Raw genomic sequence first — 17,121 nt, forward strand, 5'->3', positions numbered from 1 at the left:
GCATGGGTCGACTATTCGGCACCGACGGAGTGCGCGGGGTCGCGAATCGCGAATTGACCGCCGAGTTGGCCCTGGCCCTTGGCGCCGCTACCGCGCAGCACCTGGCCAGTTCGACCGGACCGGGCAGGCGAGTAGCCGTGGTTGGCCGCGATCCGCGAGCCAGTGGCGAAATGCTCGAGGCCGCCGTCATCGCGGGCTTGACCAGTCAAGGTGTCGACGCCCTGCGCGTCGGGGTGCTTCCCACTCCCGCCGTGGCCTACCTGACCGGTGCCTATGACGCCGATTTCGGGGTGATGATCTCGGCGTCGCACAACCCGATGCCCGACAACGGCATCAAGATCTTCGGTCCGGGCGGACACAAACTCGACGACGCTACCGAGGACCGGATCGAAAGTCTGGTTGCGGCCGGACCCGGGTTGCGGCCGGTTGGCTCGGAGATCGGCCGCGTGATCGACGCCGAGGACGCCGCCGACCGCTATCTGCGGCATGTGAGCAAGGCCTGCACCACGCGACTCGATGGGTTGACCGTCGTGGTCGATTGCGCCCACGGCGCCGCCTCGGAAGTGGGGCCGCGCGCCTATCGGGCCGCCGGAGCCCGGGTCATCGAGATCAACGCCGACCCCAACGGGTTGAACATCAACGACGACTGCGGATCGACCCATCTGGAGGCGATTCGCGCGGCGGTGCTTGCCCACGGCGCCGACCTGGGTGTGGCCCACGACGGAGATGCCGACCGCTGCCTGGCCGTCGACGCCAACGGTGACCTCGTTGACGGGGACGCCATCATGGTGGTCCTTGCTTTGGCGATGCAGGAGGCGGGCGAATTGGCCTCCGACACGTTGGTGACCACGGTGATGAGCAACTTCGGTCTGCACCTGGCCATGCGCGAGGCCGGCGTGAACATGCGCACCACCGGCGTCGGGGACCGCTATGTGCTCGAGGAATTGCGCGCCGGGGACTACAGCCTCGGTGGTGAGCAGTCCGGCCACATCGTGATGCCGGGACTCGGTTCGACCGGTGACGGCATCGTCACCGGATTGCGTTTGATGACGCGCATGGTGGCGACCGGCGCCTCGCTGGCCGCTCTGGCATCGCGGATGCAAACGTTGCCGCAGGTGCTGATCAACGTCCAGGTCACCGACAAGGCGGCCGCGGCTGCGGCACCTTCGGTTCAGGCGGCGGTAGACCGGGCCGAAACCGAGCTGGGTGACACCGGCCGCATCTTGCTTCGGCCCTCTGGAACCGAGCCGCTGATCCGGGTGATGGTCGAGGCGGCCGACGAGGAAGCCGCGCATCGGTTGGCCACCAGCGTCGCCGACGCGGTCAGTGCCGCGGGCTAGCCACCAGGCGTCTGAATTTCGTTGCTCGCTGCCGTCACCGCCATCGAGGTGACCAATCCCGGCTCAGCGGGAACCTCGACGCCCCGGCCGGCGTCGGACTATCCATGAGACCCGAACTCGCGAGAAACTCACGCATCGATGTTGCGGCGGTGCAGGTAGTGGCCGAGCGACTGTGCGCCGCGGCGGAGCTGATCGATAACGCCATCGCCGACCATTGGGCAAGGCTCACTTTTGATGGGGCCGCGGCAGGCCGGGACTACCCTTCGCACGGTGATGCACTGCGCGCCGGATTGGAGCGCTTGGGTGCGCAGCTATCCCAATGGTCCAGCGCCACAGTCGATATAGCGGTCGCCATGCGCGCCGCCGCGAACCACTACGTTGATGCCGATCGTGGCGCCGCGGCACGGATCGCCTGATCGTGACCAACGGGCTAGCGGTGGCACAGCGCCTCGACGAAGGGCGGCCCGCCGTGGACCACACGCGGCGGTACCTACGCGCCTGCCAACAGCTCGGCTACCAAGATCCCTTTCTGGCCAAGGGCTTTGATCCGATCGGCGACCGCTACGACAGCGAAGACGGCCTCGATCTCTACCTACTCGACGGTGACTGCGCGCGACTGCGCGCCGCCGGCGCCACGATCGCTGAGGCGCTTGGGATGCAGCGCGGCCAGGTCGGCGCGCTGGCGATGGCCTGGACGGGGCCTGGAGCCGACGCCGCGGTCAACTTTCTGCAACGCCATGTTGAGGCGGGGCAGCGCATTGTTGCCGAAGTTCGGGCGGCGGCTTTGGGCTGCGAATCGTTGCGCGAGGACCTATGGCGTCTGGTCGACATGAAGGTGGAAAGCGTGATCGCCATCGACGATCGCACACTGGCGCGGCGGCCGGCGTGGTTGGCCGCCTGCGCTGAGGTCGGTGCCGGAGCAGCGCCCGGCAGTGCGGCCGCCGAGCTGGTTCGCCATCAGATAAATCCCTATCTGGACAACGATATTCGTGACGACTGGCTGGGCGCGATGCGCGCAGCGACGGCCGGCATCGGCGCGGCCTACACGACGTTGGCCGATCGACTGACCTCGTCGGTGCCGGTGTCTTTCGACCACCCAGACGACCTCGGATCCGGACGCCAATCGCCGCCGGTCCCATCGGCGCTGGCGGCGATCGCACCTGCGGCCGCCACCTCCGCGCCTGCGCCGGATCCGGAACCGGCCTTCGCCGCGTCGCCGGCGGTGCCGGCTGGCATCGCGCCGGCGCCGGGAGCTGGCCTCGAACTACCCACAGATGCCGGCGATTTCGGAGCGCTCGGTGATTTCGGCGGCCCCGGCGGCTTGGGTGCCGCCGGAACCGGCGGGCTCGGTGGGCTAGCGGGGCTTGCCGGGCGCATTGTCGACGCGCTGGCAGAACTACTCGGTACGGCGGCGGTACCGATCGCCGATCCGCTCGGGTCGGTGGACCCGGCGGATGGGGGAGATCGGTCCGGTGCGGACGCGGTCGACGACGTCGGCGATGAGAACCCTAGCGAGCCGCGAAAGCCCGACGCGGCAACCGAAACCGGCGCGAGTGACGAGAAGTCCGATGACGGCGAGGCACCGGAAGCCGCCGACGGTTCACCGCCGGGGGCGCCGGCGGGCGATGGCGCCGAGCGGTCCGCGATGCCGATTGGCGAACAAGCCAGGACGCCGGTGCCCGAGGGGGCCGCCACGCCGGTCGCCCAGCCGCCGCGAGTTCCCGAGGCGCCGCCGCACGACGGTTCGGCGCCGGCCGGCGAGGCATCGAGTCCCTGCGAGATAGCCGCAGACGAGCTGCCCAAGGCCGGGCCGTAACAACTCGAGACAGCTCGCAGACCAACTCAGGCGCGACGCAGCCCCAGCAGCTGCTCGACGTGGCGCACGTATTCGCGGCGATCGGTGCTCAACGGGCTCACCAGCATGGTCGTCACACCCGCTTCGGCAAAGGCGGCCAGCCGTTCGGCGACGAACCCGCGTGGGCCGATCAGCGAGATTCCCCGCGCCAGCTCGTCCGGCACCGCGGCTATGGCCTCGTGCTTGCGCCCAGCCAGGTACAGCTCCTGGATTCGGTCTGCGACATCGCCGTACCCGTAACGAGTGGCCAGGTTGTGGTAAAAATTGCGGCCCTTGGCGCCCATGCCGCCCAGGTACAGGGCAAGTTGAGGCTTCACCCGGGCCAGCCGCTGCTCGACGTCGTCCCCGATCGCCAACGAGGCGTGCACCGTGACATCCAACGGGCCCAGCGCGGGATCGCGTTTCGCGGTGCCCGACGCCAGCGCCTCGCTCCAGGCCGACGCGGCCTTCTCCGGATAAAAAAAGACCGGCTGCCAGCCCTCGGCGATCTCGGCGGTCAGCTCGACGTTGCGGGGGCCCAGCGCCGCAATGGATATCGGAATGCGTTCCCGTAGTGGGTGATTGATGAGTTTGAGGGCCTTGCCAAAACCCGTGCCGCGATTCGCGGGCAACGGGATCTGGTAGTGGGCGCCCGCATAACGCAGCGTCTCCCGCCGCCAGACGTGCCGGCAGACTTCCACCACCTCGCGGGTGCGGCCGATGGGCGCATCGAATTCGACGCCGTGGAATCCCTCGATCACCTGCGGTCCGGACGTACCGATTCCGAGATTGAACCGGCCGCCCGACACATAATCGAGGCCCGCAGCCGTCATCGCCAACAGCGAGGGTGTGCGGATATAGATGGGCAGCACCCCGGAGGCCAGCTGAACGCGGGTTGTTTTGGCCGCCAGATAGCCGAGTTGGCTGACGGCGTCGAAGGCATATGCCTCTGCCACCACGGCGACGTCGATTCCGGATTTCTCGAGTTCCACGACGCGGTCGAGGCCCTCATGGAAGCCGCCCGAGTAGTCCAGGGCGATACCGATTCGCATCATGGACCGCGCTCGTCACTTCAGTAGCGCGACAAGCTTCTCTTCGGGCGTAACCGGCGGGGCGTGCGGATCCACCGGGTCGGTCTTGGGCAGGTGCACGTCCGGATCGGCGAAGTCGCGATAGGTCTTGTCGCCACCGAGGGTGTGCAGCAGGTAGCCGGTCACCAGCGCCCTGACCGAACGCTGGGTTTTGCGGTCGGAGCCGGCCAGCCCCACCACCTTGGTCAATCGCCGACCCTCGATCAGACCGCCCGGATTGGCCTTGCTGACAACGCGCAGCGTGGCGGCGTCCCAGGCGTGCGACAGCTCGAGTGCGTTGGAATTGAGCGTCTTGGGATCCTCGGGTGCGCTCAGGATCAAACCCTTCGCCTTCAGGCCCGCGGCCGGCTGCTGCGCCGGGGGCGCGGTGACGGTCGGGAAGATCGCGACCACCCCGGCGGGCTTGGCCGGCATGCCGGCCGCCGCGAAGACCGCGGCCGAGCCGCCGAAACCGTGGCCCACCAGCCCGAGCTTGGCGGGGTGCACGCTGATATCGCCGGGCCCAAGGCGCACTCCGGCCACGATGTCGAGGGCAACGCCCATGTCGAAGGCCAGGTTGAGCACCGACGGCGCCACGCCGCGTTGGGTGTCGGGCGCACCGGCAACGATGCCCCAGGACGCGAGGTGCTCGAGCAGCCCCGAATAGCGGGCTACCCCGGTGAGCCAGTCATGCCCGAAGGCGACCGCCGGCAGGTTCATACCGGCTTCAGGGGTGTACACCACCCCGGGCAGTCCGGCAAAGGCCAGGTCACCGCGCAAAACGCGGTGTGGGCCTCGGCGGCTGAGGGCGGCAACGAGGTTGCGGATGCGGGCCACCCGTCGACGTTAGCGGTGGCGCGGGGGATGGGTCCAGTTCGTCCACGTTGTGCCGTCCCAATAGCGCTGTCCGGCCCCATGAGGATCGGGGTACCAGCCCGCCGGCATCGATACCGGCGCCGATGCGGGCCGCGAGGCAGGCACGGGCGCCGCCGGTGCCTGGCCACCCGAATTGACCGCGTTGCGCAGCTGGCGCATCGCGTTGGCATTGGAAATCAAGGCGATCCAGTTGAACAGCAGCAGCGACAGCAGGCTCCACCAACCGGCGAGCAGGTTGTAGGTCTGGGCCGAACGGTAGGCCGCCTCACACTCCGGCAGCGTCCCGTAGACCGAATAACTGCGCTGCTGCCAGAAGATCAGGGCGCCGGTGTGCTTGATCAGCTTGAGGTAGTACCGATCCGCCTGGACAGGGGGTTGGTAAGGGTGGGACAAATCGGGCCTTTCGCGCCGTAGGGCCATTTCGACCATACCGCCGGATTCATCCGGGGGCTCGCGAGCCGCCCCGGTCAGTCGCTGGTCAGCTAGCGGTCAGCGTTATGCGGACGTCCGGATGGGGGTGGCTGCACTACCCTGGTCTGCTATGTGCGGAATTGTCGGCTACGTAGGCCAGCGTCCTGCCTGCGAAGTCGTCCTGGATGCGCTGCGCCGGATGGAGTACCGAGGCTACGACTCCTCGGGGATCGCATTGGTCGACGGCAGCGGCAAGCTCACGGTGCGTCGCCGCGCCGGCCGGCTCGCCAATCTCGAGACGGCGGTGGCCGAAATGCCGGCGGAGTCGCTGACCGGTACCACCGGCCTGGGGCATACCCGGTGGGCCACCCACGGGCGCCCCACCGACCGTAATGCCCACCCCCATCGTGATGCCGCCGGGAAAATCGCGGTCGTCCACAACGGCATCATCGAGAACTTCGCCGTCCTGCGCCAGGAGCTGGAGGCCGCCGGCGTGGAGTTCGCCAGCGACACCGACACCGAAGTTGCGGTGCACCTGGTAGCGCAGGCGTTTCACCACGGCGAGACGGCCGGCGACTTCCCGGCCTCGGTGTTGTCGGTGCTGCGGCGGCTGGAGGGCCACTTCACCTTGGTTTTCGCCAACGCCGATGACCCCGGCACCATCGTGGCGGCCCGCCGCTCCACACCACTTGTGCTCGGCATAGGTGACGGCGAGATTTTCGTCGGCTCCGACGTCGCCGCGTTCATCACGCACACCCGGCACGCCGTTGAGCTGGGGCAGGACCAGGCGGTGGTGATCACCGCCGATGGCTACCGGATCAGCGACTTCGATGGCAACGACGACCTGCTTGCCGGTACCGACTACCGGGAGTTTCACATCGATTGGGACCTCGCGGCCGCCGAAAAGGGCGGCTACGAGTACTTCATGCTCAAAGAGATCGCCGAGCAGCCGACCGCGGTCGCCGAGACTCTGCTCGGCCACTTCGTGGGCAACCGCATCGTCCTCGACGAACAGCGGCTATCGGACCAGGAGCTGCGGGAGATCGACAAGGTCTTCGTGGTCGCCTGCGGCACCGCCTATCACTCGGGTCTGCTCGCCAAGTACGCGATCGAGCATTGGACCCGCCTTCCTGTGGAGGTGGAGCTCGCCAGCGAGTTCCGCTACCGCGACCCGGTGCTGGACCGCAGCACCCTGGTGGTGGCCATCTCTCAGTCCGGTGAAACCGCGGACACCCTCGAGGCCGTCCGCCACGCCAAGGAGCAGAAGGCCAAGGTGTTGGCGATCTGCAACACCAACGGCTCGCAGATCCCGCGCGAATGCGACGCGGTGCTCTACACCCGCGCCGGCCCGGAGATCGGGGTGGCCTCCACCAAGACCTTCCTGGCCCAGGTGACCGCCAACTATCTGCTGGGCTTGGCGCTGGCCCAGGCGCGCGGCACCAAATATCCCGACGAGGTCGAGCGGGAGTACCGCGAGCTGGAAGCGATACCCGATCTGGTGGCCCGGGTCATTTCGGCGATCAAGCCGGTGGCCCACCTGGCTTACCGGTTCGCGCAGTCCTCGACCGTGTTGTTCCTGGGGCGCCACGTCGGCTACCCGGTGGCCCTGGAGGGCGCGCTCAAGCTCAAAGAACTGGCGTACATGCACGCCGAGGGCTTCGCCGCCGGTGAGCTCAAGCATGGTCCGATCGCGCTGGTCGAAGACGAGCTGCCGGTCATCGTCATCATGCCCTCTCCCAAAGGCTCGGCCACACTGCACGCCAAGTTGTTGTCGAACATTCGTGAGATCCAGACCCGCGGCGCGGTCACCATCGTGATCGCCGAAGAGGGCGACGACACCGTGCGTCCTTTCGCTGATCACCTGATCGAGATTCCGGCGGTGTCGACCCTGTTGCAGCCGCTGTTGTCGACGATCCCACTGCAGGTGTTCGCCGCGGCCGTCGCACAGGCACGCGGGTACGACGTCGACAAGCCGCGAAATCTAGCCAAGTCGGTCACGGTCGAATAGTCCGGAGCAGGCAATGAGGGGGACCCTTGTCGGCGGTTGAGCGCGGTAGGTCAGGACCTGGCCGATGAAGCTGGGATTTGTCGGGCTGGTGCTTTTCGTCGTGGCCTATGTCGGCTCGACACTGCTGTACGGCAACGCCGGCAAGGGGCCGCACGACCTGACCCAAGGCCGTCCGACCGCCGATGGGACCACGGTCACCATCAGCCTGGAAGAGGTTCAGTCGAGCAACACCGTGCTGTCGGCCAATCTCGCCGTCACGCCGGGGCCGGGGCTGCTGGATCCGCGAACCGAGGGTCTGTCCGACGACCTCAGCGTCGTGGTCACCTCCTCGGTGACGCCGACCAAGCGCACCTGGTCCAAGGGCATGCTGCCCGGTGTCTTCCCCGTTCCGCTGGCCATCACCGGCAACGTGGCGGACTGGCCCTTCGATCACTACCGTTCCGGGCCGATCACGGTCGAGCTGTTCAGCGGTGCGGCGAAGGTGCCCCAGCGGGCGAAGGTGAGATTCGTCGACAGCCTCGCCGGCTGGCAGATCGACATTCCGACCGCAGGAGACGGCACCGGGGTTACGCCCTACCGGTTGGCGTTGCAGCGATCACCGAGCACCGCCGCGTTTGCCCTGCTCATCATCGGTGTCCTGGTCACGATCGCCGGGCTGGCTCTCTTTGTTGCGGTGCAGACCGCACGTGATCGACGACCATTCCAGCCGCCCATGACCACGTGGTACGCGGCGATGCTGTTTGCGGTGGTGCCGCTGCGCAATGCGCTGCCCAACGCGCCTCCCTTCGGGGCCTGGATCGATGTCCGGGTCGTGGTCTGGGTGATAGTCGTGTTGGTCATTTCGATGGCGATCTACATTTCCTGCTGGTGGCGGCACCTGAAACCCGCCTCCGACAAGCCGGCCTGAGACCACTGCCGATGTCGCATGGGCAACGGCGGGCGTGTAAGAGGCGTGTAAGAGTTGACGCCGTGGCGAGCGCATCGGTATCCGCACGAGTGCGAAGCATGGCGCTCGCGGTGTGGCATTTCGTCAGCAGCGCGCCCCTGACCTATACCTGGCTGGTCGTCTTGGCGATCACCACGATCATTCAAAACAGCCTGGCCGGACGCCAGCTGCACTCGGTGATCCTGCATCGGTCCACCAACATCAGCCACCTGGGGCGCGATCCGCTGGAAGTCCTGTTTTCCAGTCTGCTGTGGATCGACGGCCGGAATCTGGAACCGTATCTGGTGCTGTTCACGCTGTTCCTGGCGCCGGCCGAGCATTGGCTTGGCCACTTGCGCTGGCTGACGGTGGGATTGACTTCCCGCATCGGCGCCACCTATATCAGCGAAGGCCTGCTCTACTACGCGATCCAGACGCGTGAGGCCGCCGAACGGCTGGTGTACTCGCGTGACATCGGGGTCAGCTACTTCTTGGTCGGGGTGATGGCGGTGCTCACCTATCACATCGTCAAACCGTGGCGATGGGGATACCTGGCGGTGTTGCTCGTCATCTTCGGCTTTCCGCTGCTCACAATGGACAAGACCGAGCTCGACTTCACCGCCATCGGCCATTTCACCGCGATACTGATCGGTTTGGCCTTCTATCCGATGGCCCGCGAACGCGGGAGCCCGACGTGGGGTCCCGCGAAAATCAGAGAAGTTCTGCGAAAACTCCGTTCCCGTGAGGCACCGGCCTGAGCCCGTCCCAAACATGCAATGCTGGCAGTGATGCGGCATTACTACTCTGTAGACGCGATCCGCGACGCCGAAGCGCCGCTGTTGGCCAGCTTGCCCGACGGGGTGCTGATGAGACGGGCGGCCTTTGGCCTGGCCACCGAAATCGGGCGTGAACTGACCCGCCGTAGCGGCGGAATTTTCGGTCGCCGGGTGTGCGCGGTGGTCGGATCGGGCGACAACGGTGGTGACGCGCTATGGGCGGCGACCTTCCTGCGCCGCCGCGGCGCCGCGGCGGACGCAGTACTGCTCAATCCGCAACACGCCCATCCCAAGGCGCTGGCGGCATTCACCAAGGCTGGTGGCCGCGTTGTACAAAACGTCTCGGCGGCAACCGATCTCGTTATCGATGGGGTGGTGGGCATCTCCGGCTCCGGGCCGCTGCGGCCCGCGGCGGCCGAGGTGTTCGCCGCGGTGGACGCCGCCGGCATCCCGGTGGTGGCCGTGGACATCCCCAGCGGCATCGACGTGGCGACCGGGGCGATTACCGGCCCCGCGGTGCGCGCCGCGCTGACGGTTACCTTCGGCGGACTCAAACCCGTCCACGCGCTGGCCGATTGCGGTCGTGTCGTGCTGATCGACATCGGACTGGACCTGTCCGACACCGAGGTGCTGGGGTTGCAGGCCGCCGACGTGGCCGCGCACTGGCCGGTGCCCGGCCCTCGCGATGACAAGTACACCCAGGGCGTGACCGGTGTGCTGGCGGGTTCTTCGACGTATCCGGGTGCGGCGGTGTTGTGTAGTGGCGCCGCGGTGGCAGCCACCTCGGGCATGGTCCGCTACGCCGGCAGCGCGGCGGGCGAGGTGCTCGCGCGCTGGCCGGAGGTCATCGCCTCGCCCACCCCCTCCACGACCGGACGGGTACAGGCCTGGGTGGTAGGGCCGGGCCTGGGCACCGATGAACCCGGGGCGGCCGCACTATGGTTCGCGCTGGAAACCAATCTCCCGGTGATCGTGGATGCCGATGGGCTGACGATGCTGGCGGCGCATCCCGAATTGGTGGTCAATCGCAGCGCCCCGACGGTGCTGACGCCGCACGCCGGTGAATTCGCTCGGTTGGCGGGCTCGGGGCCGGGGGACGACCGGGTCGGCGCAACCCGAAAGCTGGCCGATGCGTTCGGCGCCACCGTGCTGCTCAAGGGCAATGTCACCGTCATCGCCGATCCCGGCGGCCGGGTGTACCTGAGTCTGGCCGGGCAGTCCTGGGCGGCCACCGCTGGATCGGGTGATGTGTTGTCCGGAATGATCGGGGCCCTGCTGGCGGCGGGGCTGGCACCGGCCGAGGCCGCCGCGGCCGCGGCGTTCGTCCACGCCCGTGCCGCCGAGCTATCGGCCCTCGATCCGGGGCCCGATGGCGCACCGACGTCCGCGTCGCGAATTCTCCACCGCATCCGGGCCGCCCTGGCGGCTCTGTGAAGTCAGTAGCTCGACTCGGCAATGAAAGGATCCACCGTGTCCCGTAGCCACGCGTCGGTACCCGCACATTCGATCGCTCCGGCCTACACCGGCCGGCTGTTCACCGCTCCGGTACCGGCGTTGCGGCTGCCCGAGGAGTCGATGGATCCCGAAGCCGCCTACCGGTTCATCCACGACGAGCTGATGCTCGACGGTAGCTCGCGGCTGAACCTGGCCACCTTCGTCACCACCTGGATGGATCCCGAGGCCGGCAAGCTGATGGCCGAGACGTTCGACAAGAACATGATCGACAAAGACGAATACCCGGCGACCGCGGCGATCGAGACCCGCTGCGTGTCGATGGTCGCCGACCTCTTTCACGCCGAGGGACTGCGCGACGACGACCCGTCCAGCGCCACCGGGGTGTCCACCATCGGCTCCAGCGAGGCGGTGATGCTCGGCGGCCTGGCCATGAAGTGGCGGTGGCGGCAGAAGGTCGGCAAGGACTGGAAAGGCCGCACACCGAATCTGGTGATGGGCTCCAACGTCCAGGTGGTGTGGGAGAAGTTCTGTCGCTACTTCGACGTCGAGCCGCGCTACCTGCCGATGGAGAAGGGGCGCTACGTCATCACCCCCGAACAGGTCGTCGACGCCGTCGACGAGGACACCATCGGTGTGGTCGCGATCCTGGGCACCACCTACACCGGCGAGCTGGAACCGGTTGCCGAGATCTGCGCGGCGCTGGACAGATTGGCGGCCGGCGGCGGCGTTGATGTGCCCGTGCACGTGGACGCCGCCAGCGGGGGCTTCGTGGTGCCGTTCCTGCATCCAGACCTCAAGTGGGACTTCCGGCTGCCGCGGGTGGTCTCGATCAATGTCAGCGGTCACAAATACGGGCTGACCTATCCCGGCGTCGGATTCGTCGTGTGGCGCAGCCCCGAATACCTGCCGGAGGATCTGGTCTTCCGGGTCAACTACCTGGGCGGGGATATGCCCACATTCACACTCAACTTCTCCCGGCCCGGTAACCAAGTCGTCGGCCAGTACTACAACTTCCTGCGGCTGGGCCGGGAGGGCTACATCAACGTCATGCAGGCCCTGTCGGAGACCGCGCGCTGGCTCTCCGCGCAGCTGCGTGAGGTAGATCACTGCGAGCTGATAGCGGACGGTTCGGCGATCCCGGTGGTCGCCTTCCGGCTGGCCGGCGACCGCGGCTACACCGAGTTCGACCTCTCCCACGAGCTGCGAACCTTCGGGTGGCAGGTGCCCGCCTACACCATGCCGGACAACGCCACCGACGTATCGGTGCTGCGCATCGTGGTGCGCGAAGGTCTGTCCGCCGACATGGCACGCGCTCTGCACGATGATGCCGTCACCTCACTGCGCACGCTGGACAAGGTCAAGCCGGGCGGCAACTACGACGGACAGCACTTCGCGCACTAAGCGGGGAGGTTGGTCGCCGGCCCGGCCGCCGGGGGTCAACGCGGACTGGGCGAGCACCTTCGCGCGGCTCTGGGACAATCGAGTCGATGACTACCACCCCGATATCTCTGACGCCCGGGGTCTTCGCCGAGGCGGTGGTGGACCTGGGCGCTATCGCCCACAACGTGCGGCTGCTGCGCGAACGTGCCGGCAGCGCACAAGTCATGGCGGTCGTCAAGGCCGACGGCTATGGTCACGGCGCCACCGCGGTCGCCCGCACCGCGCTGGCAGCCGGTGCGGTCGAACTCGGAGTCGCGTCGGTGGACGAGGCGCTGACGTTGCGCGCGGACGGCATCACCGCCCCGGTGCTGGCCTGGTTGCACGCACCCGGCATGGATTTCGGGCCCGCGCTGGCCGCCGACGTCCAGATCGCCATTTCTTCGATCCGCCAACTCGACGAAGTGCTCGATGCCGCGCGCCGGACCGGAACGACGGCGACCGTCACGGTCAAGATCGACACCGGCCTCAACCGCAACGGCGTGGCGCCGGCGCTCTACCCGGAGATGGTGACCAGGCTGCGCCAGGCCGTCGCCGAAGACGCGATTCGGCTACGCGGGCTGATGACGCACATGGTGCACGCCGACGCACCGGAAAAGCCGATCAACGACATCCAGTCCCAGCGGTTCAAGCAGATGCTCGACCACGCCCGCGACCAGGGAGTGCGATTCGAGGTGGCACACCTGTCGAACTCCTCGGCAACCATGGCTCGTCCCGATCTGACGCTGGATCTGGTGCGGCCCGGCATCGCGGTGTACGGGCTGAGTCCGGTGCCCAGGTTGGGCGACATGGGACTGGTTCCGGCGATGACCGTGAAATGCGCAGTCGCGCTGGTGAAATCGGTGAGCGCGGGCGAAGGCGTGTCGTACGGGCACACCTGGATTGCGCCTCACGACACGAATGTGGCGCTGTTGCCGATCGGCTACGCCGACGGGGTTTTCCGGTCGCTGGGCGGGCGCCTGGAGGTCTTGATCAACGGCAAACGCCGGCCGGGCGGCGGCCGGGTCTGCATGGACCAGTTCCTCGTCGATCTGGGCCCCGGACCGCTCGATGTGGCCGAAGGCGACGAGGCGATTCTGTTCGGGCCGGGTACCCGCGGTGAACCCACCGCGCAGGACTGGGCCGATCTGGTCGGCACCATCCACTACGAGGTGGTGACCAGCCCGCGCGGGCGCATCACCAGGGTTTACCGCGAGGCCGAAACCGTTGAGCGCTGAGGAAACTCGCCGGCGCCAGCGAGCCTGGCTTGCCGGAGGCGCCGGGCTGACGGCGGTCGCCACCATCGTCGGCGCCTCGGCCCGGCGCTCGTTGGCCGAATGCGGCTCGGTCTGCGACGACCCGTACGCGGGTGAGGATTTCGAGCGGCTGGACAGCGATCGCGCCCGGGTGGTTACCACACCGGACGGCGTGCCGCTGGCCGTGCGCGAGGCGGGGCCGGTGGACGCCCCGCTGACCATGGTGTTCGCCCACGGCTTCTGCCTGCGCATGGGTGCCTTCCACTTTCAGCGCATGCGGCTCGGCGAACAATGGGGCTCGCGGGTGCGGATGATCTTCTATGACCAGCGCGGGCACGGCCAGTCCGGCGAAGCCGATCCGCAGACCTACACGCTGACCCAACTCGGACAAGACCTGGAAACGGTGCTGCAAGCGACCGCTCCGCGCGGGCCGATAGTGCTGGTCGGGCATTCGATGGGTGGCATGACGGTGTTGTCACACGCCCGTCAGTTCCCGCAGCGTTACGGCCGGCGGATTGTGGGTGCCGCCGTCATCTCTTCGGCGGCCGAAGGGGTGACCCGCTCGCCGTTGGGCGAGTTCCTGAAAAACCCGGCGCTCGAGGCGGTCCGGTTCACCGCCCGGTCCGCGCCGAAACTGATGCACCGCGGCCGCACCGCGTCCCGGTCACTGATCGGCCCGATCCTGCGGGCCGCGTCCTACAGTGACCTGGAGGTGAGCCGCAGCCTGGATGCGTTCTCGCAGCAGATGATGAACGACACGCCCATCGCCACCATGGTGGGTTTCCTGCACGCGCTGGAAGTGCACGACGAAACCGCCGGGCTGTGGACGCTGCTGCGGATCCCGACCTTGATTGCCTGTGGTGATCACGACCTGATGACCCCCGACGAATACTCTCGAAAGATGGCGGCCTCGTTGCCACAATCCGAACTGGTCATCGTGGGCGGGGCCAGTCATCTGGCCCTGTTGGACAAGCCCGACGCCATCAACGAAGGGCTGGTCCGGCTCGTCGACCGCGCCCTTCCGGGCAAGTTGACGCTGCGGTACCGGCGGGTCGGCGAGCGGTTGCGGGATCGGTGGCGCCGCCATGGCTGAGCAGCACGATTCGGGCACGGCAACGCTGGAACGCGTGGCGGACACCGTGGCGCTGGGAACCCGGCTGGGCGAGCAGCTGCGCGCCGGTGACGTGGTGGTGCTCTCGGGCCCATTGGGTGCTGGAAAAACGGTGTTGGCCAAGGGCATTGCCGCGGCGATGGACGTCGATGGCCCGGTCACCTCGCCGACCTACGTGTTGGCGCGGGTGCATCCGGCGCGTGGGCCGGGCCGCCCGGCGATGATTCACGTTGATGTCTATCGGCTGTTGGATCACGGGAGCGCCGACCTGCTCGGTGAGCTCGATTCGCTGGATCTGGACACCGATCTGACGGACTCGGTCGTGGTGGTGGAGTGGGGGGAGGGCCTGGCCGAGCGACTCTCCGAGCGCCATCTCGACATTCGGCTGGAGCGGGTCAGTCACTCCGACGTGCGGATCGCGACCTGGGCGTGGGCCGGCCGATGACCATCATTCTCGCTTTGGATACCTCTACCCCCGCGGTGACCGCGGGGGTGGTGCAGCTGACGGGGTCCGAGTGCGTCGCGTTGGCCGAGCGGGTCACCGTCGACGCCCGGGCGCACGCCGAACGGCTGACCCCCAACGTGCTGGCGGCGCTGGCCGGTGCGGCGCTGACGATGGCCGACCTGAATGCGGTGGTCGTGGGCTGCGGTCCCGGCCCGTTCACCGGGCTGCGGGCCGGAATGGCCACCGGCGCCGCCTACGGGCATGCGCTGGACATCCCGGTGTATGGGGTGTGCAGCCTCGATGCCATCGGTGGACTCACCACCGGTGACACGCTGGTAGTCACCGACGCCCGTCGCCGCGAGGTCTACTGGGCGCGCTACCGCGATGGCGTGCGCATTCACGGCCCGGCGGCCAACGCCCCGGGCGACGTCGATCCCGGCACCGCGCACGCGGTAGCGGGATCACCCGAGCACGCCGGGTTGTTCGACCTGCCCCGGTGCGAGCCCAGCTACCCGACCGTGGCGGGCCTGGCCGCCGCGGTGAACTGGGCGCAGGACCCGGCGCCCCTGGTGCCGTTGTATCTGCGCCGGCCCGATGCCAAGCCGCTGGCGGCGCGCCCATGACCGCCGATCTCGGGCCCGTCACCATCGGCGCGCTGACCCGCGCCGATGCCCGGCGCTGCGCCGAGCTGGAGGCGCAACTTTTCGATGGCGACGACCCGTGGCCGGAGGTGGCCTTCGAGCGCGAGCTGGCCAGCGGGCGCAATTACTACGTGGGCGCCCGGTGCGCGGATAACCTGGTCGGCTATGCCGGTGTCTCGCGGCTGGGCCGTGTTGCGCCTTTCGAATACGAGATACACACCATCGGTGTCGACCCGGCCTATCAGGGGCGGGGCATCGGCCGCCGGCTGCTTGACGAACTGTTGGCCTTCGCCGACGGCGGCGTGGTTTTCCTCGAGGTCCGCACCGATAATGAGCCGGCGATAGCGCTGTATCGCAGCGTTGGTTTCGAGCAGGTCGGACTGCGCCGGCGCTACTACCGGGTCAGCGGTGCCGACGCATACACGATGCGCAGGGATCCAGGGGGTGCGCGGTAAATGCCGGGGACAGTCATCTTGGCCATCGAGACCTCCTGCGATGAGACCGGCGTCGGTATCACGCGACTGGAGGCCGACGGCACCTTGACCCTGTTGGCCGACGAGGTGGCCTCCAGCGTCGATGAGCATGTGCGGTTCGGCGGCGTGGTCCCCGAGATCGCCTCGCGGGCGCATCTGGAAGCCCTGGGCCCGGCGATGCGCCGTGCGCTCACGACGGCAGGCATCGTGCGGCCCGACGTCGTCGCCACCACCATCGGGCCGGGGCTGGCGGGTGCGCTGCTGGTGGGGGTGGCCGCGGCCAAGGCGTATGCGGCCGCCTGGGGAGTGCCGTTCTACGCGGTCAACCATCTGGGCGGACACCTGGCCGCCGACGTGTACGAACACGGACCGCTGCCCGAGTGTGTGGCGTTGTTGGTCTCCGGCGGGCACACCCACTTGCTGCATGTGCGTTCGTTGGGCGAACCGATGGTCGAGCTGGGGGCCACCGTCGACGACGCCGCGGGCGAGGCCTACGACAAGGTGGCGCGGCTGCTGGGGCTGGGCTATCCGGGCGGCAAGGTGCTCGACGACCTGGCGCGCTCCGGCGACCCCGATGCCATCGTGTTTCCGCGCGGCATGACCGGGCCGTCCGACGATCCATGCGCGTTCAGCTTCTCCGGTCTCAAGACCGCGGTGGCGCGCTACGTGGAGGCCCATCCAGATTTTCGGCCGGCCGATGTCGCGGCCGGTTTCCAGGAAGCCGTGGCCGACGTGCTGACTCGTAAGGCGGTGCGCGCGGCCACCGGCCTGGGGGTATCGACCCTCCTGATCGCCGGGGGTGTGGCGGCCAATTCACGATTGCGCGAGTTGGCAACCCAACGTTGTAGCGAGGCCGGCTTGACGCTGCGTATCCCCAGGCCGCGGCTGTGCACCGACAACGGCGCCATGATCGCCGCGTTCGCCGCGCATTTGGTGGCCGCGAAGGCGGCTCCCTCGCCGCTGGATGTGCCCAGCGACCCCGGCTTGCCGGTGGTCAAGGGCCAGGTCGGCTGATCCCGGTGCGGCCGTGGCGGCGGTGCGGAATACGCCGTGGGCGAACCGACACGCGAGAAGCACCGGGGCG

General features: G+C 68.1%; 17 protein-coding genes. 14 read left to right on the plus strand and 3 right to left on the minus strand.

Features of this window, described 5'->3' with window-relative positions:
• The first annotated feature begins 2 nt into the window (after window positions 1-2).
• From glmM to CKW46_RS08405, 3 genes are all read left to right on the plus strand, one after another.
• A complete protein-coding gene (gene glmM / locus CKW46_RS08395; protein WP_117435255.1) occupies window positions 3-1,340 on the plus strand; it encodes a phosphoglucosamine mutase in 1,338 nt (445 codons plus the stop codon).
• Between the two features lie 104 nt (window positions 1,341-1,444).
• Entirely contained in the window at window positions 1,445-1,756 is a 312-nt protein-coding gene (locus tag CKW46_RS08400) for a type VII secretion target (protein ID WP_011739126.1), read from the plus strand.
• A gap of 2 nt (window positions 1,757-1,758) precedes the next feature.
• The gene (locus tag CKW46_RS08405; protein WP_117435256.1) at window positions 1,759-3,156 is read left to right on the plus strand and encodes a hypothetical protein; all 1,398 of its coding nucleotides are present in this window, start codon (window positions 1,759-1,761) and stop codon (window positions 3,154-3,156) included.
• 26 nt (window positions 3,157-3,182) lie between these two features.
• Here CKW46_RS08405 and CKW46_RS08410 read toward each other — a convergent pair whose 3' ends face one another.
• From CKW46_RS08410 to CKW46_RS08420, 3 genes are read right to left on the minus strand one after another with little or no spacing between them, the layout of a single operon-like run.
• Window positions 3,183-4,226: an LLM class F420-dependent oxidoreductase gene (locus tag CKW46_RS08410; protein ID WP_041300058.1), complete on the minus strand. Its 1,044-nt coding sequence runs from the start codon at window positions 4,224-4,226 to the stop codon at window positions 3,183-3,185.
• Window positions 4,227-4,241: 15 nt separating this feature from the next.
• The gene (locus tag CKW46_RS08415) at window positions 4,242-5,081 is read right to left on the minus strand and encodes a dienelactone hydrolase family protein (RefSeq protein ID WP_012392999.1); all 840 of its coding nucleotides are present in this window, start codon (window positions 5,079-5,081) and stop codon (window positions 4,242-4,244) included.
• 9 nt (window positions 5,082-5,090) lie between these two features.
• Window positions 5,091-5,549: a DUF2510 domain-containing protein gene (locus tag CKW46_RS08420; RefSeq protein WP_117435257.1), complete on the minus strand. Its 459-nt coding sequence runs from the start codon at window positions 5,547-5,549 to the stop codon at window positions 5,091-5,093.
• 112 nt (window positions 5,550-5,661) lie between these two features.
• On the opposite strand from CKW46_RS08420, the gene glmS reads away from it, so the two are divergent.
• The 11 genes from glmS to tsaD all read left to right on the plus strand — a co-directional run bounded on the left by glmS (window position 5,662) and on the right by tsaD (window position 17,051).
• Entirely contained in the window at window positions 5,662-7,539 is a 1,878-nt protein-coding gene (glmS, locus tag CKW46_RS08425; RefSeq protein WP_041298859.1) for a glutamine--fructose-6-phosphate transaminase (isomerizing), read from the plus strand.
• Between the two features lie 64 nt (window positions 7,540-7,603).
• Window positions 7,604-8,446 carry a DUF4436 domain-containing protein gene (locus CKW46_RS08430; RefSeq protein WP_012393002.1) on the plus strand — a complete coding sequence of 281 codons (843 nt, stop codon included), beginning with the start codon at window positions 7,604-7,606 and terminating at the stop codon, window positions 8,444-8,446.
• A 62-nt stretch (window positions 8,447-8,508) separates the two neighbouring features.
• The gene (locus tag CKW46_RS08435) at window positions 8,509-9,222 is read left to right on the plus strand and encodes a rhomboid-like protein (RefSeq protein WP_085981829.1); all 714 of its coding nucleotides are present in this window, start codon (window positions 8,509-8,511) and stop codon (window positions 9,220-9,222) included.
• A 30-nt stretch (window positions 9,223-9,252) separates the two neighbouring features.
• Entirely contained in the window at window positions 9,253-10,674 is a 1,422-nt protein-coding gene (locus CKW46_RS08440) for an NAD(P)H-hydrate dehydratase (protein ID WP_117435267.1), read from the plus strand.
• 36 nt (window positions 10,675-10,710) lie between these two features.
• Window positions 10,711-12,096, plus strand: coding sequence for a glutamate decarboxylase (gad, locus tag CKW46_RS08445; RefSeq protein ID WP_117435268.1), 1,386 nt, complete (start codon window positions 10,711-10,713; stop codon window positions 12,094-12,096).
• An 86-nt stretch (window positions 12,097-12,182) separates the two neighbouring features.
• Window positions 12,183-13,349, plus strand: a complete 1,167-nt coding sequence (alr, locus tag CKW46_RS08450; RefSeq protein WP_117435258.1) for an alanine racemase — start codon at window positions 12,183-12,185, stop codon at window positions 13,347-13,349.
• On the plus strand, window positions 13,339-14,460 hold the full coding sequence (locus CKW46_RS08455) for an alpha/beta fold hydrolase (protein ID WP_117435259.1): 1,122 nt from the start codon (window positions 13,339-13,341) through the stop codon (window positions 14,458-14,460). The genes alr and CKW46_RS08455 overlap by 11 nt, the downstream gene beginning before the upstream one ends.
• Window positions 14,453-14,923 (plus strand): tRNA (adenosine(37)-N6)-threonylcarbamoyltransferase complex ATPase subunit type 1 TsaE, encoded by a 471-nt coding sequence (tsaE, locus tag CKW46_RS08460; protein WP_012393008.1) that lies wholly within the window; start codon window positions 14,453-14,455, stop codon window positions 14,921-14,923. The genes CKW46_RS08455 and tsaE overlap by 8 nt, the downstream gene beginning before the upstream one ends.
• Window positions 14,920-15,546 carry a tRNA (adenosine(37)-N6)-threonylcarbamoyltransferase complex dimerization subunit type 1 TsaB gene (tsaB, locus tag CKW46_RS08465; RefSeq protein WP_117435269.1) on the plus strand — a complete coding sequence of 209 codons (627 nt, stop codon included), beginning with the start codon at window positions 14,920-14,922 and terminating at the stop codon, window positions 15,544-15,546. The genes tsaE and tsaB overlap by 4 nt, the downstream gene beginning before the upstream one ends.
• Window positions 15,543-16,019, plus strand: a complete 477-nt coding sequence (rimI, locus tag CKW46_RS08470; protein ID WP_117435260.1) for a ribosomal protein S18-alanine N-acetyltransferase — start codon at window positions 15,543-15,545, stop codon at window positions 16,017-16,019. Before tsaB ends, rimI begins: the two co-directional genes overlap by 4 nt.
• A complete protein-coding gene (tsaD, locus tag CKW46_RS08475; RefSeq protein ID WP_012393009.1) occupies window positions 16,020-17,051 on the plus strand; it encodes a tRNA (adenosine(37)-N6)-threonylcarbamoyltransferase complex transferase subunit TsaD in 1,032 nt (343 codons plus the stop codon).
• The last annotated feature ends 70 nt before the right edge of the window (window positions 17,052-17,121 follow it).

The organism is Mycobacterium liflandii (assembly GCF_022354805.1).
GTDB classification, from domain to species: domain Bacteria; phylum Actinomycetota; class Actinomycetes; order Mycobacteriales; family Mycobacteriaceae; genus Mycobacterium; species Mycobacterium marinum.